Genomic DNA, 15544 nt, shown 5'->3' on the forward strand with positions numbered 1-15544 from the left:
CTCCGCCGGGAGGGGCCGCTTCGTTCCGGCGATTGCGCCGCGCCGTTGATCTGGCGCATGTTCGGCGGACCGCGCGGCCGTCAGAAGCCGACTTTACCCCGCGCAGGAGGCCCGCGCATGTTGATCCCGATCCCCGACCTGCTCTCGTCGGCAGAGGTTGCCCGCATCCGCACGCTGGTGGACGCCGCAGACTGGGTGGATGGCAACATCACCTCGGGCCCGCAGGCGGCACTGGCCAAGCGCAACGAACAGCTTCCCGAAGAAAGCCCGGCCGCGCGCGAGGCGGGGCGGATGATCCTCGATGCGCTGGGCCGATCGCCGCTGTTCGTCGCCGCCGCGCTGCCGCTGAAGGTCTTTCCGCCGCTGTTCAACCGCTATGCCGGCGGCCAGAATTTCGGCACCCATGTCGATAACGCCATCCGCATCCAGCGCGGCAGCGAGTTTCGCGTCCGCTCCGACCTGTCGATGACGGTGTTTCTGGAGGCGCCCGATGCCTATGCGGGCGGCGAGTTGCTGATCGAAGGGTTGTTCGGCGCGCAATCGGTGAAGCTGCCGGCGGGCCACGCGATCCTCTACCCTTCTTCCAGCCTCCACCGGGTGACGCCGGTGACGCGGGGCACGCGGGTGGCGAGCTTCTTCTGGCTCCAGTCGATGGTCCGCGACGATGCCGCGCGCCGCACGCTGTTCGATCTCGATCGGGCGATCCAGGGGCTCACCGTCGAGCTGGGTCAGGGCCATGCCCAGATCGTCGCGCTGACCGGGGTGTATCACAACCTGCTGCGCCGCTGGGCCGACGCATAGGGTCTGCGGCGCTCGCTCTTACGCCAGCATCGCCGACAATGCGGGAGACAGATACTCGGCAAAACCGTCCCCCGCCGCCGCTCGCGTCACCATATGCACCGCCAGCCCCTCCTGCTCGGCGAGCGCGCGGCCTTCCGGGCCCAGCACGGTCAGTGCCGTCGCCCAGGCATCGGCGAGCATCGCCTCGCGGTGGATCACCGATACCGAGACGACGTTGTTCGCCACCGGCCAGCCGGTGCGCGGATCGATGCTGTGGGCATAGCGCCGGCCGCCGAAATCGAAGAATCGGCGGTAATCGCCGGACGTGGCGACGGAAAGCCCGTGCAGCGCGATGCGCACGGGGGCCAGTCTCGCCCCCGGCACCGGCTCCAGCGCCACCCACCAGGGCTGGCCGTCGGGCTTGATGCCTTCGCCGCGCAGCTCGCCGCCGATCTCGATGAGGAAATCCTCGATGCCCAGCGACACCAGCCGCTCCGCCACGGCATCGACGGCATAGCCCTTGGCGATACCGGAAAGGTCGATCCGCACGGCCTCGCGGCGGCGCATGCGGCACGCTCCCCGGTCATATTCCAGATACGCCGCGCCCGACATGCCCCGCGCCTCCGCCACCGCGCCGGCGCTCGGCAGATTCGCGCGCGGACCGGCCGGCCCGAATCCCCAAAGATCGACAAGCAGCCCGGCCGCCGGATCGAACGCACCGCCGCTCCGCTCCCACACGGCAAAAGCCGCGTCGAGCACGCGGATCGTCTCCGGCGCCAAGGGATGCCACCGCCCCAACGGGAGGCGATTGAACCGGCCGATCCGCGAGCCCGGCTCATAATGGCTGAACTCCGCGATCATGCGCGCCAGCACGGCCTGGACGATCTCGCGGATATCCTCCGGCGGATCGACGACGATCAGCCGCCAGTCCGTTCCCATGGTCGGCCCACCCAGGGTCGCAACTGCTGCGTGGGAGCGGCGCCGCTGAAATGCGGCGGGGGACAGCGTGGCAGGCAGTGCGATGCGGGGTTCGACGGTCAGGGTGCCAGTACCTCCAACGTCGTCGTGTAACTCACCCGGCGGCCGGACGGAACGCCTCCCATCGCCGGCGCCTGCCCCTGCGGCGCAGCCGCGGCCGCGCCGGGCGCCGGGCGCCCCTCCTGCGGGGCGTTCGGCGTCACGTTCAGCCAGTACATGCCGGGCTCCGGCCAGGTGATCTTCACCTTGCCCTGCGCATCGGTACGCAGGTCCATCTGCTTCAGCTTGTCCCGATAACGGATGCCGCCGGGAATCGCGGTGACGTAGAGGCCCGCCGCAGGCTTGCCGTCCAGCAGGAACTGGAAGGTCGCGGCCTCGCCCGCCACCAGATCATTGGGGTGGGTGACGGGCACCAGTTCGATTCCACGCCCGGCCGGCGTGAACACGGTGGTCGTCGGTGCCCCCTGCGTCACGAAAATCTCGTTGCGGGTCAGCGCCTCGCTGGTCTGCACATCGGTGGCGCCCGCGGGGATCACCGTCGCCAGTTGCGCCTTGGTGGTGCCGCGCGGGATCATCTTGGTCTCGCCGTTCAGCACATAGCGGCCGAACACGCCCTCGTTCACCACGGCGATGCGATAGGTGCCCTGCTGCGTCAGATGCACGTCGAAGGTGGCGCGGAACTGGCCCACCGCATGATGCTCCACCTTGCCCTCGCTGCCATCGGGCTGGGTGACGGTCGGGATCGCAGCCATCGGCCGATGGTCGAAGAAGAACAGGTCGTTCGAAACCGCGGCGTCCACGGTCACCCAATTGTCGCTACCCGAAATCACCGTGGAGGAAGGAAGCAGCCACATGCGGTGCGCCCAGGCCGCCGGAGCAGCGAGGGCAACGACAGCGGCCATGGCCAGGATCGGTGTTCGAAGTTTCATGTGGATGCCCTCTCAGCGCTTGATCGATACGGAGACGGTGCCGAGTTCGGCACTGCCCTTGCCGACGGCGGTGGCACTGGTGCCGGTCCAGCGGAACGGCAACCGCACCAGCTCCCGCCCGCCAACCTCGCGCGCGGCTTCCACAACCAGCACATAGCTGCCGGGCGTGATCGCCGCGATCGCGCCCCTGCCCGCCACCAGGCGCAGCTTGTGCACGCCGGGCGCGCGCGTTGCGCCGCTGATTCCGTCCGCCGGGAAGCGCATCGATCGACCGGCGGCGCGCCACCATTGCCGCACGTCGCGCAGCCACTTGGTGCCCTCGCCACCCCGCTTGTCGACATCGTACCAGACGGAAAGCGTCTGGGGTGCCGCCCCTTCCTTCTCCAGCCACGCCGCAACATATGGCCGGTGATATTCGGCCACGGTCATCCGCGGCAGTTCGATCGAAAGGTCGATGGTCTGCGCACCGGCAGTGCCGGGCAGCAATGCTCCGGCGCCGATCGCGGCGGTGGTCCAACCGGTCAGACGAAATTGCATGGATACCCCCTTAAAGCGTAAAGCGAGATGACGGGATGTTGCCCCCATGATTGCCGGGCAACCGCGAGGCGGCGGGCCGATATTGGCCCGTGGCGTCCTCCCGCGTCGGCACGGGGGCAACGCCCCGCTCCCTCCTTGCTCCTGGCCAAGGGCCAACATCGGCGACGCCACGGTGAGTCAACATCACGTCATCTCGCGCTAGTGGATCAGGAACAGCGCAATCAGCGCAGGAATGGCCAGGCCCGCGGCCACCAGTGGCCAGGTGCTGCGACGATGTTTGCTGTGCATCCACAGCAGCACCAAGCCGGTGAGCGTGAACACCAGACAGGCAGCGGCGAAGACGTCGATGAACCATTTCCACGCCGTGCCGGCGTTGCGGCCTTTGTGCAGGTCGTTGAGATAGGCGATCCAGCCGCGCGTCGTGACCTCGCTGGTCACCCTGCCGCTATCCCGCGCGATGGCCACCCATGCATCGCCCCCGGGTCGCGGTTGCGCGAGATAGATTTCGTCGGCAGACCATTCGGCGGTGCCGGTGGCAGGCAGGTGCAGTTCGCGGGCGATCCACGCCGCAATCGGCGCGGGCAGCGGCTTCTTCGCGTCGGGCTGGTCATCGGGGCGGACGCTGCGGGCCAGCGCCGCAGGCAGTTGCACCGCGCGCTCCGCGGTGGACGGCGCGGCTTCGATATCGGCCGCATGGTTCAAGGTGAAACCGGTGATCGCAAAGAGCAGCAGCCCGATCAGGCTGATCGCCGAACTCATCCAGTGCCAGGTATGGAGTTGCTTGAGCCAGAAGCTCTTGCGGCTGCGCTTGCGTGCAAGCGGCGGTGACTGGGCATGCATCGAAAAGGGGCGATCTCGACTTGGGTTCGGTATCGCCGAATAACGCGAACGATTCGCAAGTGCAATGGAGAAACAGCGCGAAGGCCGGCGATCGCGCGTACCGGTCACTCGGTCGCGGATTCATTCTCCAAGGCGCGCAGGCGTTCCTCGATCCGTTGCATCGTCCGCTCGGCCCGCACTTTCACATCGCTGGCGTCCCGATGCTCCTTGGCAGCCTGGCGCACCGCCACTGCCCCTATCAACGCAGCGAGCGCCAGCGCCACCAGGGCACCGACGCTCAGCCAGCGATAGGATTTGGGATCGGCACCGCCCATCGACTATCCTTGGCAGGATATGCGCGACGGCGCCACCGGCTTCAGTTCAGGCGGCCCAGCCCGGCGATCGCCCGATCGACGATCGGCTTGTCCGCCGCTGCGCCGTGGTTCTCCGCGATGATCGCGCCAGCCGCACGTGCAGCTGCGTCTGCCGCCTTGGCGCGGATCGCCTGGATCGCCGCACGCTCCGCAGCACCGATCTTGTCTTCGGCCATGCGCGCCCGACGCGCGGTCAGTTCAGCCGCATCGGCCTCGGCCTTGGCCTTCAAAGCGGCGGCCTCGGCCTCGGCGTTTGCGACGATCTGGCGGGCATCCGTTTCGCTCGAAGCGGTGCGCGCCTTGGCGTCGGCCAGCAGCGCCTCGGCTTCGGCGCGCAACTTGGCGGCCTCGTCGAGCTGCTGGCGAATACCGTTGATCTGCTTGTCGAGGGCCTTGGATACCAGGGCCGGCACGCGTGCCAGCAGGATGATCCCCACCACGACCAGCATCGACAATGCAACGAAGCCCGCCGCATTGATGCCGAACACGGCCGGTTCGTGGTGCAGCTCCGCGGTGCCCACTTCGGCGCTCAGGGTATGGGTTGCCTCAGCCATGGGTCAGCGCAGCCTTCACATTGCGTTCGATGGTAGCGCGGTCGACCTGCACGCCGGAAAGACGCGTCACGATCGCTTCGACGGAATCGACCACGGCGGTTTCGATTTCCGCCATCGCCTCGCCGGTACGCGCATCGATCGCCTGCATGGCGGTGGCGATGCGCGCTTCATCGGCGGCAGCGGCGGCCTTCGCCGCCGCTTCGGAAGCGGCGGAAGCCTGCGCCTTGGCGCTCGCGGTCACCCGCAGCGCCTCGGCGCGGGCGGCTTCCAGCCCCGCCTGATAGGCCTCGTCCGAGGCGCGCGCGGCGTCGCGCGCGGTTTCGGCCGCGGCGATGTCCCCGGCGATGCGGGCGGAGCGATCTTCCATCGTCCGCTCGATCTTCGGGACCATCGCCTTGCCGATCCCGAAATAGATCAGGGCAAATACGATCGCGAGCCAGAAAAGCTGCGAGGCGTAGATCTCACCGATCTGGGATAGCTGCGGCATGGGCCGAGGCCTCCGTTCTTACTTACTTGACGACGAACAGGATCAGGATCGCGACGACGAACGCGATCAGGCCCAGCAGTTCCGATGCGGCGAAGCCGATGAACAGACGGCCCTGCTGGCTGTCTGCAGCACCCGGATTGCGCAGCGCGCCTTCGAGGAACGAACCGAACACGTTGCCCACGCCCAGCGCGGCCAGGCCGATACCGATCGCCGCGAGGCCGGCACCGATGTACATTGCACCCAGATCAGTCATGTCTAGCTCCCTAGAAAATTCGATAAAACCAAAACGAAACTTGGCGACTTAGTGCAGGTGCACCGCGTCGTGGAGATACAGCGAGGTCAGCAGCGCGAACACATAGGCCTGGATGGCGCAGACCAGCAGTTCCAGCGCGCTCACGCCCACGATCATGGCGAAGCTCAGCACGCCGACCACGCCGCCCAGCGCCGTGCCGCTGCCAAAGCCCTGCACCACGAAGCTGCCGAACACCTCGAGCAGGATGTGCCCCGCGGTCATCGCGACGAACAGTCGCAGGCCCAGCGAGAAGGGGCGCACCAGGAACGAGACCAGCTCGACGGGAATGATCACCGGCATCAGCCAGGCCGGCGCACCATGCGGCACGAACAGCGAGAAGAACTTGAAGCCATGCTTGATCAGGCCGACCGCGAGCACGATGCCGAACGAGAAGAAGGCGAGCACCGCCGTGACGGTGATGTGGCTGGTGACGGCGAAGGTGTGCAGGCCGGGCAGGATCGCCAGCGGCAGCACGCCGATCAGGTTCGCGAAGAGGATGAAGAAGAACAGCGAGAAAATGTACGGCGCGAACTTCTTGCCGCCCTTGCCGATGTTCGCGGTCACCATCGAATCGATGAAACCCACCGCGCCTTCCGCCATCAGCTGCCATTTGCCGGGGATCAGCTTGCGCTGCATGCCGCCGACCATGAACAGGAACAGCAACGCTGCCACCACGAACATGAACAGCGCCGAGTTGGTGAAGGAGATGTCATAGCCGAACAGTTCGATATGACGGCCGAACAGTGGTTCGACCTGAAACTGCTCCATCGGATCGATTTTGCCGGCGCTCACTCCGCGCGCTCCTTCGAAATCTTGTAGATGTTGCGAAACGCCACGAACACGCTCAGCGCCAGCAGGATCAGCAACCCCCAGGGGCTCGTTCCCAGCCAGCGATCGAGCGCATATCCGATCACGAACCCACCGAGCGGCGCGCCGATCAGTTCGGCCAGCACGCGCGAGCCCTGCTTATAGCCCTTTTGGGGCTTCGGGGCGCGCACAACCTCGCCACGCGCCGCCGCCTTCGCATCGGCGATGCGACGGTCGAGGTCAGTACGGGCAGGGTCGTCAGACAAAGCGAGCACGGCGATCCAGATATGAAAAAGCCGCCGCGCATCGGGCGGGCGACATACAGCATCAACAGCCGGAAGCTGCGATGTAGGGGCGCTTTAGGAAGACCAATCGACCGAGTCAACCGTTGTACGGCATGGCCTGCCCCAACCGATTCTTGGCCTCTCCGTGGCCTTCGCCTGAACATCGCGCGCCGTATCGGCCGCGCTTGGGAGCCAAGGCCCTGCGCGGCGCGGCGACTTCTTGGAAACCGGGCGATTGCGGCCTCCGCCCGGCGCCTGCATAGTCGCGCCGATGTCCGAGGAAGCGCCAGAAAATAGCGGTCATCGTGCCCGCCTGCGCCAGCGCCTGTTCGAAGGCGGCCCCGATGCGCTGCTCGATCACGAGCTGATCGAATATCTGCTCGCGCTCACCATTCCCCGCGTCGACACGAAGCCCTTGGCGAAGACCCTCCTCGCCGAATTCGGCGGCATCGCCGGTCTGCTCACCGCCGATGCCGAAGCGATCGCCCGTGTGAAGGGGATGAGGGAAACCAACGTCGCGGCGCTGAAGGCGGTGCACGCCGCAGCCCTCCGCCTCCTGCAGGCACGGGTGCGCGAAAAGCCGGTGCTGGCGAACTGGCAGGCGCTGCTCGACTATCTCCGCGCGGAGATGGCATCCCACCCGATCGAGCGGGTCCGCGTGCTGCACCTCAACACCCGCAACATGCTGGTGCGGGACGAGCTGATGAACGAAGGCTCGATCGACGAGGCGCCGGTCTATGTCCGCGAAGTGATACGGCGGGCGCTGCACCTGGGCTCGGCGGCCCTGATCCTGGTGCACAACCACCCCTCGGGCGACCCCAGCCCCAGTCGCGCCGATATCGAGATTACGCGCAGGATCGTCGAAGCCGGGAAACCGCTTGGCATCCTTGTTCACGATCATGTTATCATCGGCACCGAAGGCCACACCAGCCTCCGCGCCAAAGGACTGATCTAGAAAGGCTTTCAGCGAACGGTTGCGGCCGCCGTCAGATCGGCCTCCGCCGTCACCGTACGCCCGCTGGCGAAGCGCAAGGTCAGCGGCACCTTCTCGCCGGGGTGTACATTCGGCACCACCCCGAAGAGCATTACGTGCTTGCCGCCCGGCGCGAACCGTATCGCGCCGCCCACCGGGACGTCCACGGTCTGCAGCGAGACCATTTGCGCCATGCCGCCTGCATCCTTCACACTTTCGTGAATCTCCGCCCGATCCGCCGCACGGGTGGATACCGAAATCAGCGTTTCCGCCTCCCGTCCGCCCCGCAGCGTGAAATAGGCCGAGCCGGGCTGGCCGGCCACGGCGGGCAGGCGAATCCAAGCGCCGTCCACCTTCACGCCGTCCGCCTGGGGCGAACAGGCCGCCAGGATCGTTACCGCAGCAAGCCCCGCCAGAGTCCGCATTCGGCATCCTCCCTTATGTGATTTGGGAAATCTTGTAGAAACCCAGCCGTCTTGCGGCAAGGCACGACGCACCTATATCCCCCCTCGGACATCTGGACGGCGGCCGCCTCTTCTGGGGCCGGCATCCAGATAACGCTTATGAACCCTTTTGTTTCGATTGTGGGGGCCAACGAGGACCATGGCTAAAGTTATCGGTATCGACCTGGGCACGACCAACAGCTGCGTCGCCGTGATGGAAGGCGGCAAGCCCAAGGTCATCGAGAATGTGGAAGGCGCGCGTACCACGCCGTCGATCGTCGCGTTCGCCAAGGATGGCGAGCGCCTGATCGGCCAGCCGGCCAAGCGCCAGGCGGTGACCAACCCGGACAGCACCATCTTCGCGGTGAAGCGCCTGATCGGCCGCCGCTTCGACGACCCCGTGACCAAGAAGGACACCGAGCTGGTGCCCTACACGATCGCACGCGGTCCGAATGGCGACGCCTGGGTCAAGGCCGGCGGCGAGGAATACAGCCCGTCGCAAATCTCGGCCTTTATCCTGCAGAAGATGAAGGAAACCGCCGAATCCTATCTCGGCGAGAGCGTCACGCAGGCCGTCATCACCGTGCCGGCCTATTTCAACGACGCCCAGCGCCAGGCGACCAAGGACGCCGGCAAGATCGCGGGCCTGGAAGTGCTGCGCATCATCAACGAGCCGACGGCGGCGGCGCTGGCCTATGGTCTCGACAAGGACAACAACAAGACCATCGCGGTCTATGACCTTGGCGGCGGCACCTTCGACATCTCCGTCCTCGAAATCGGCGACGGCGTGTTCGAAGTGAAGGCGACCAACGGCGACACCTTCCTCGGCGGCGAGGACTTCGACTCGACCGTCGTCCAGTATCTGGCGGACGAGTTCAAGAAGGCGGAGGGTATCGACCTCACCAAGGACAAGCTGGCGCTGCAGCGTCTGAAGGAAGCGGCCGAGAAGGCGAAGATCGAGCTGAGCTCGGCGCAGACCACCGAGGTCAACCTGCCCTTCATCACCGCCGACCAGAACGGCCCGAAGCACCTGGTGAAGAACATCACCCGCGCCGATCTCGAGCGTCTGGTCGATGACCTGATCAAGCGCACCCTCGAGCCGTGCCGCAAGGCGCTGGCCGATGCGGGGGTGAAGGCCGATGCGATCGACGAGGTCGTGCTCGTCGGCGGCATGACCCGCATGCCCAAGGTCCGCCAGGTCGTGAAGGACTTCTTCGGCAAGGAGCCGCACACCGGCGTGAACCCGGACGAAGTCGTCGCCATCGGCGCGGCGATCCAGGCCGGCGTGCTCCAGGGCGACGTCAAGGACGTGCTGCTGCTCGACGTTACCCCGCTCAGCCTCGGCATCGAGACGCTGGGCGGCGTGTTCACCCGCATGATCGACCGCAACACCACGATCCCGACCAAGAAGTCGCAGGTCTACTCCACCGCTGACGACAATCAGCAGGCGGTGACGATCCGCGTCTTCCAGGGCGAGCGCGAGATGGCGGCGGACAACAAGCTGCTCGGCCAGTTCGACCTGGTCGGCATCCCGCCGGCGCCGCGCGGCGTGCCGCAGATCGAAGTCACCTTCGACATCGACGCGAACGGCATCGTCAACGTGTCCGCCAAGGACAAGGGCACCGGCAAGGAGCAGCAGATCCGCATCCAGGCCTCGGGCGGCCTGAACGACGCCGACATCGAGCAGATGGTGCGCGATGCCGAGAAGTTCGCCGAAGAGGACAAGAAGCGTCGTGCCGCGGCCGAAGCCAAGAACAACGCCGAGAGCCTCGTCCACACCACCGAGCGTCAGCTCGCCGAGAATGGCGACAAGGTCGACGCGGCGCTGAAGGGCGAGATCGAGGCGGCGATCGCCGAGACCAAGTCGGCGATCGAGAGCGGCGATGCCGATGCGATGACCGCCAAGGCCCAGAACCTCGCCCAGGTGGCGATGAAGCTCGGCCAGGCGATCTACGAGAAGACGGCTGCCGAAAACGCCTCGCCGAACGCGGGCGCCGCGGCCGGCGGCGACGCCGGGGCCGAGGAAGTGGTCGACGCCGAGTTCTCGGAAGTGGACGACAACAAGGCGTAACAACCCCCCTCCCTCTCCTCACCGGGGAGAGGGCCGGGGAGAGGGGGAGTGGGGCGGGTCGATGCAATCACCATCGAACCGGCCCCGCTCCCGTCCTTCTCCCTTGATGGGGAGAGGGCTTTCTTGATGACCACCGAAGTCGATTATTACGAACTGCTCCAGGTCGAGCGCACCGCGGACGATGCGACGATCAAATCGTCCTACCGCAAGCTCGCGATGAAATATCACCCGGACAAGAATGCCGGGTGCAAGGAATCCGAGGCCAAGTTCAAGGCGATCAGCGAAGCCTATGACTGCCTGAAGGATCCTCAGAAGCGCGCGGCCTATGACCGCTTCGGCCATGCCGCCTTCCAGAACGGCGGCGGCGGCCATCATGGCGGCCAGGGCGATTTCGGCGCGTTCAGCGATATCTTCGAAAGCGTGTTCGGCGAATTCATGGGCGGCGGGCGCGGCGGCGGCCGTCAGCAGCGGCGCGGCGCCGATCTGCGCTACGACATGGAAATCTCGCTCGAACAGGCGTTCCACGGCCATTCGACCGAGATCACCATCGACGTCTCCGGGCCCTGCGAAACCTGTCACGGCTCGGGCGCGACCCCGGGCACCAAGGCCAAGACCTGCACCACCTGCGGCGGCCACGGCAAGGTCCGTGCCCAGCAGGGCTTCTTCATGGTCGAGCGTACCTGCCCCACCTGCCATGGCGCCGGCGAGGTGATCGCCGAGCCCTGCCGCAGCTGCCGCGGCGAGGGCCGGACCGACAAGACCAAGACGCTCAAGATCGAGATTCCGCCCGGCGTCGACGAAGGCACCCGCATCCGCCTTAGCGGCGAGGGCGAGGCCGGCGCGCGCGGGGCCCCTGCGGGCGATCTCTACATCTTCCTCCACGTGACGCGCCATTCGCTCTACGAGCGGCAGGGCACGACGCTCTACGCCAACGCGCCGATCAGCTTCACCACGGCGGCGCTGGGCGGCGAGATCCGCATTCCGGGCCTCGACGGCGAGGAGCATGTGATCAAGATTCACCCCGGCACCCAGTCCGGCCGCGAGATGCGCCATCGCGGCGCCGGCATGCCGGTGCTCCAGGGCCGCGGCCGCGGCGATCTGGTCGTGCGGCTGGAGGTGGAGACGCCGACCAAGCTGACGGCGAAGCAGCGCGAGCTGTTGGAAGAGTTCCGCAAGACCGAGACGGGCGAGGAATGCCCGCAGTCGAGCGGGTTCTTCGCCAAGCTGAAGGCTGCCCTGGGTTGAGCTTGCATGTACTAGGTCTGCCCTACCAGTCGTCATCCCGGCGAAAGCCGGGATCCATTGGGGTCGCCGTACCGGCTTTTGCCATGACCGAGTGGCGAATGGATCCCGGCTTCCGCCGGCATGACAATTTGCGGGGCATCGCATGACCCCCCGCGAATTGCTCGACACCGCCGACGTCCCCGGCGGCGAACCGCTGCGGCTGTTCCGCCGGGGCGAGGATCATATGATCGTGCTCGAACGCAACGAGCTGATGAACAGCCGGATGAGCGGTTCGGAAGAAGCGCTGGCGGTGATGACGCTCGAACGGCTCGGAAAGCGCGAGGCACGGGTACTGATCGGCGGCTATGGCATGGGCTTCACGCTCCGCGCCGCGCTGGCGGTACTGGGAAACAACGCCAAGGTCACCGTCGCCGAGCTGGTTCCGAAGATCGTCGACTGGGCACGCGGGCCGATGGCAGCGCTGACCAATGGGTGTCTCGACGACCCGCGCGTTCAGGTGGTTTTCGACGATGTCGGCCGGGTGATTGCCGGCGGGCACGGTGCGTATGACGCGATATTGCTCGACGTGGATAACGGCCCGGACGGTCTCACCCGTGTCGGCAATGACGGGCTCTATTCGATGCGGGGCCTCGATTCGGCACGGCAGGCACTACGTCCGGGCGGCATTCTCGCCGTCTGGTCGGCAGCACCCGACCCAGCCTTTGCCCGCCGGATGCGCGATTCGGGCTTTGTCGTCGAGGAAGTGGCGGTCCGTGCTCGTTCGAACGGCAAGGGGCCACGCCACATCCTCTGGTTCGGCAAGCGCCGCTAGCGGCGATCACGGCGCTATCGCGATCGTCCCGGCTATGGCAGGCTGCCTGAATCGGGAATCCAGGAGAGATGCCGTGAAGATCCTTGCCTGCGCCTGCGCTCTTGCCACGGCGCCCCTGCTTCCCGCCCCTGCCAACGCGCAGGCCGCGACCGACCTGACTGCCTTTGCCGGCAACAACGACGTCAAGGCCCAGATCCGCGCGATGCTGGCCGAAATGAAGCCCGATCAGGGCTTTATGTGGCGCCCGCTGGTCCGAGACGGCGCGCAGATTGCTGCGATCGAGGTCTGGAAGAAGCCCGGTCGCCCTGCCGTCCACCCCGCCGACGCCGAATATGCCATCGTGCTGGAAGGTGCCGGCACGCTGGTCTCCGGGGGCACGCTCGCCGAACCGCAGACGCGCCGCGCCGATCTGGTGGAAGGCGTCCGCATCGTGGGCGGCACCACCCGTTCGCTTGCTCCCGGCGATGTCATCCTGGTGCCGGCCGGCGTGCCGCACTGGTTCGGGATCACTGGCGATCGGCTGGTCCTGCTGGGCATCAAGCTGCCCCGCGCCCAATAATCCGGCAGCTCGGCCGCCCCGCCCTATCGCCCGAGCAGCCCTTCCAGCATTCGGGCCATATTCACCGCGGTATATGGCTTCTGCAGCACCGGCACGCCCCGGTGCTCCGCATCCAGTTGCAACTGCTCGCCATAACCGGTGGCGAAGGCATAGGGCACACCGTCGGCCCGCAGCCGATCGGCAATCGTCAGGCTGGTCTCTGCACCCAGATTGACATCGAGGATCGCCACATCGAACCGGCCCCTGTCAATCTCTTCCATTGCCGGCGCGATCGAGGCGACGGTCACCACCCGGTCGGCGCCTAGCCGCACCAGGATATCCTCCGCGTCCATGGCGATGATCAGGCTGTCTTCCACCAGCAGCACCTGACCCTTCAGTACCGGGCGGAGCCCGCCCTCGGTCGGCACCGGCACGACCTCCTCGGGTGCCTTGCCCTGCCGCGACGCCGATTCCCCGTCGAGCACCACGTGCCGCGCGGGGATGCAGAACTCCGCTTCCAGCCCGGTCAGAGGGTAGCGCACGGTCGCCTTGCCGCCCAGGTCGTAGGGCACGGAGCGCTGGATGATCGTCGTCCCGAATCCCTGCCGCGTCGGCGGCTGCACCGCCGGCCCGCCGCGTTCCCGCCACTCGATCCGGCAATCACCTTCGGTATCGAGCCACCAGCGCACCGAAACCGTGCCGCTATCCGAAAGCGCGCCATATTTGGCGGAATTGGTCATCAGCTCGTGAAAAACCAGCGCCAGCGTCGAAAAGGCGGCAGGGCGCAGCAGCACCATCGGGCCATCCTGCTCCAGACGACCCGATCGTTCGCCGAGATAGGCCGCCGCCTCGGTGCGCAGCAGCCGTCCCAGCGGCGCCGGCGCCCAATTGTCTTCGGTAATCTGATCATGCGCGCGTGCCAGCGCTTCGATCCGTCCTTCCAGCAGCCGGATATAAGCACCTGCATCGATCCCCGGTGCACGCGACTGGCGCACCAGGCCGCGAATCAGGCCCAAGATGTTGCGCACCCGGTGATTCAGCTCGGCAATCAGCAGTTCCTGGCGTTCGGAGGCGCGCTGCCGCTCCTCCTGCGCATCGTCGGAAAGGCGTAACACCACTTCGATCAGCGAGGCGCGCAGCACTTCGGCGATGCGCAATTCGGGATCGGTGAACGGCAGCGATCGGCCGCGCACTTCCTGGCTCCAGGCTTCGAAGCTCTGGCGCGGCGTCAACCGCGCGCCATGCGGGCCCAGCTCGGCAGGCTTGTGCGGATCGCCGCCCCAGGTGACCGTACGCACCAGTTCCTGACGGAACAGCAGCACATAGTCGCGCGGAGAGCGGCTGATCGGAATCGCCAGCAGACCGGCGCCGACATCGGCATAGTCCGCGGCCTGCGGCAACACGTCCGCCAGATGATCGGTCGCGAATACCCTGCCCGATGCCATGGCGTTCAGCCGCCGCACGATCGTGGCAAAGGCGGCGGGCGGTGGTGTGGCGCCGCTATAGGCGACCTTGCCGCCGATCCAGATCGCGATGCCGTCGCACGGCACCACCTCGCGCAACCGGCTGCCCAGCCATTCGGGCTCGTCGAGCAGTCCGCCATCGCTCGCCACCGCGGCCAGCAGCCGGTCACTCGTCGCCCGCGCCGCCGCCTCATAGATGGAAAGCGCCTTGCGCTCGCGGCTCTCCAGCTTCAGCGCGAACATCTGGCCGAACAGTTCGGCCATCGATCGCCGCTCGAATCCCGGACAGCGCGGACCACCATAATGATGGCACGCGAACAGACCCCAGAGCTTGCCCTCGACGATGATCGAAATGGACAGGGAGGCGCGAACCCCCATGTTCTTCAAATATTCGATATGGATCGGCGACACCGAGCGCAGCACGGAAAGCGACAGGTCGAGCGGCGCGCCGAATTCGTCCCGCGGGGGCACGATGGGCACCGGCTTTCCGTCGACATCCGCGATAATGCGGAACGGCGTGCGGAGATACAGGCGCCTCGCCTGGGTTGGGATGTCGCTCGCCGGGTAGCGCAGGTCAAGGAAGCTGCCGATGCCGCTGCGCGCCGCTTCCGCCACCACCACGCCCGATCCGTCGCGTTCGAATCGATAGACCATCACCCGATCGAACCCGGTCAGCGCCCGCACCTGCCGCGCGCCTTCGTGGAAGAAATCGGCGAGCGCGTCCTTCTCGTCCAGCCGGCCCATCATCGCGCGCAGCGTGCTGGCGGTATCGCCCGCCGTATCGGCGGTGCAGGGTTCGCCCTCGACGATGATGGTATCGCCGCTCACATGCAGCGCCAGATCATAGGCGCCGTCCCGCCCACGCAGCGCGTGCACCCCGAACAGTCGCTCCAGCGCATCGTCGCCACGCAACAGCGTCAGCCGATTGCGCAGCGCATGGATCGCCTCGTCGTGGAAATAGCTGCTGGCATGGGTGCCCAGCATCTCGTCCGCGGCAAGATCGAAATGGCGCGCGACATTCGCCGATGCGCGCCGGATCATCCAGTCGCTCGAAAATGCGATCAGGAAGCCGAAGGGCTGGATCGCGCCGAGCTGATGGATCGGTTCGCGATCACAATTGCTCAGGTCGACCTGAAATCCGCCATCGTCCACCGCCAGC

Annotated in this window: 18 protein-coding genes; 6 read left to right on the forward strand and 12 right to left on the reverse strand. The window is 66.6% G+C overall.

Annotated features, from left to right (window positions below):
* The first annotated feature begins 117 nt into the window (after positions 1–117).
* Positions 118–801, forward strand: coding sequence for a Fe2+-dependent dioxygenase (locus DD559_RS10440; RefSeq protein ID WP_116469116.1), 684 nt, complete (start codon positions 118–120; stop codon positions 799–801).
* Between the two features lie 18 nt (positions 802–819).
* On the opposite strand, the gene DD559_RS10445 is transcribed toward DD559_RS10440, so the two are convergent.
* From DD559_RS10445 to DD559_RS10490, 10 genes are all read right to left on the reverse strand, one after another.
* Positions 820–1719, reverse strand: a complete 900-nt coding sequence (locus DD559_RS10445; protein ID WP_116469117.1) for an FAD:protein FMN transferase — start codon at positions 1717–1719, stop codon at positions 820–822.
* 98 nt (positions 1720–1817) lie between these two features.
* Positions 1818–2687 carry a DUF4198 domain-containing protein gene (locus DD559_RS10450; protein ID WP_116469118.1) on the reverse strand — a complete coding sequence of 290 codons (870 nt, stop codon included), beginning with the start codon at positions 2685–2687 and terminating at the stop codon, positions 1818–1820.
* A 12-nt stretch (positions 2688–2699) separates the two neighbouring features.
* Positions 2700–3224 carry a DUF2271 domain-containing protein gene (locus DD559_RS10455; RefSeq protein ID WP_116469119.1) on the reverse strand — a complete coding sequence of 175 codons (525 nt, stop codon included), beginning with the start codon at positions 3222–3224 and terminating at the stop codon, positions 2700–2702.
* 198 nt (positions 3225–3422) lie between these two features.
* Complete coding sequence (locus DD559_RS10460) at positions 3423–4064, reverse strand: PepSY-associated TM helix domain-containing protein (protein ID WP_116469120.1); 642 nt, start codon at positions 4062–4064, stop codon at positions 3423–3425.
* A gap of 104 nt (positions 4065–4168) precedes the next feature.
* On the reverse strand, positions 4169–4378 hold the full coding sequence (locus DD559_RS10465) for a hypothetical protein (protein WP_116469121.1): 210 nt from the start codon (positions 4376–4378) through the stop codon (positions 4169–4171).
* A gap of 41 nt (positions 4379–4419) precedes the next feature.
* The gene (locus tag DD559_RS10470) at positions 4420–4971 is read right to left on the reverse strand and encodes a F0F1 ATP synthase subunit B family protein (RefSeq protein WP_116469122.1); all 552 of its coding nucleotides are present in this window, start codon (positions 4969–4971) and stop codon (positions 4420–4422) included.
* Positions 4964–5458 (reverse strand): F0F1 ATP synthase subunit B family protein, encoded by a 495-nt coding sequence (locus DD559_RS10475; RefSeq protein WP_116469123.1) that lies wholly within the window; start codon positions 5456–5458, stop codon positions 4964–4966. The genes DD559_RS10470 and DD559_RS10475 overlap by 8 nt, the downstream gene beginning before the upstream one ends.
* Before the next feature lie 22 nt (positions 5459–5480).
* Positions 5481–5693 (reverse strand): F0F1 ATP synthase subunit C, encoded by a 213-nt coding sequence (locus tag DD559_RS10480; RefSeq protein ID WP_116469124.1) that lies wholly within the window; start codon positions 5691–5693, stop codon positions 5481–5483.
* Between the two features lie 66 nt (positions 5694–5759).
* Complete coding sequence (locus tag DD559_RS10485) at positions 5760–6518, reverse strand: F0F1 ATP synthase subunit A (RefSeq protein WP_497006773.1); 759 nt, start codon at positions 6516–6518, stop codon at positions 5760–5762.
* Positions 6519–6538: 20 nt separating this feature from the next.
* Positions 6539–6823, reverse strand: a complete 285-nt coding sequence (locus tag DD559_RS10490; RefSeq protein ID WP_116469126.1) for an AtpZ/AtpI family protein — start codon at positions 6821–6823, stop codon at positions 6539–6541.
* A gap of 289 nt (positions 6824–7112) precedes the next feature.
* Here DD559_RS10490 and radC point away from each other — a divergent pair, with 289 nt between their 5' ends.
* On the forward strand, positions 7113–7796 hold the full coding sequence (radC, locus tag DD559_RS10495) for a RadC family protein (RefSeq protein WP_116469127.1): 684 nt from the start codon (positions 7113–7115) through the stop codon (positions 7794–7796).
* 8 nt (positions 7797–7804) lie between these two features.
* Here radC and DD559_RS10500 read toward each other — a convergent pair whose 3' ends face one another.
* Positions 7805–8239: a copper chaperone PCu(A)C gene (locus DD559_RS10500; RefSeq protein WP_116469128.1), complete on the reverse strand. Its 435-nt coding sequence runs from the start codon at positions 8237–8239 to the stop codon at positions 7805–7807.
* A 178-nt stretch (positions 8240–8417) separates the two neighbouring features.
* Here DD559_RS10500 and dnaK point away from each other — a divergent pair, with 178 nt between their 5' ends.
* The 4 genes from dnaK (at position 8418) to DD559_RS10520 (ending at position 12943) form a co-directional block, all read left to right on the forward strand.
* Positions 8418–10328 carry a molecular chaperone DnaK gene (dnaK, locus tag DD559_RS10505; RefSeq protein WP_116469129.1) on the forward strand — a complete coding sequence of 637 codons (1911 nt, stop codon included), beginning with the start codon at positions 8418–8420 and terminating at the stop codon, positions 10326–10328.
* A gap of 126 nt (positions 10329–10454) precedes the next feature.
* A complete protein-coding gene (dnaJ, locus tag DD559_RS10510; protein ID WP_116469130.1) occupies positions 10455–11573 on the forward strand; it encodes a molecular chaperone DnaJ in 1119 nt (372 codons plus the stop codon).
* Between the two features lie 142 nt (positions 11574–11715).
* Positions 11716–12384, forward strand: a complete 669-nt coding sequence (locus DD559_RS10515; protein WP_116469131.1) for a spermidine synthase — start codon at positions 11716–11718, stop codon at positions 12382–12384.
* Between the two features lie 73 nt (positions 12385–12457).
* Positions 12458–12943: a cupin domain-containing protein gene (locus tag DD559_RS10520; protein ID WP_206364490.1), complete on the forward strand. Its 486-nt coding sequence runs from the start codon at positions 12458–12460 to the stop codon at positions 12941–12943.
* A gap of 23 nt (positions 12944–12966) precedes the next feature.
* Here the strand turns inward: DD559_RS10520 and DD559_RS10525 are convergent, their stop codons facing one another.
* Positions 12967–15543, reverse strand: a complete 2577-nt coding sequence (locus DD559_RS10525; protein ID WP_116470853.1) for an HWE histidine kinase domain-containing protein — start codon at positions 15541–15543, stop codon at positions 12967–12969.
* Position 15544 lies beyond the last annotated feature (1 nt).

The organism is Sphingomonas pokkalii, assembly GCF_003096275.1.
GTDB lineage: Bacteria > Pseudomonadota > Alphaproteobacteria > Sphingomonadales > Sphingomonadaceae > Sphingomonas > Sphingomonas pokkalii.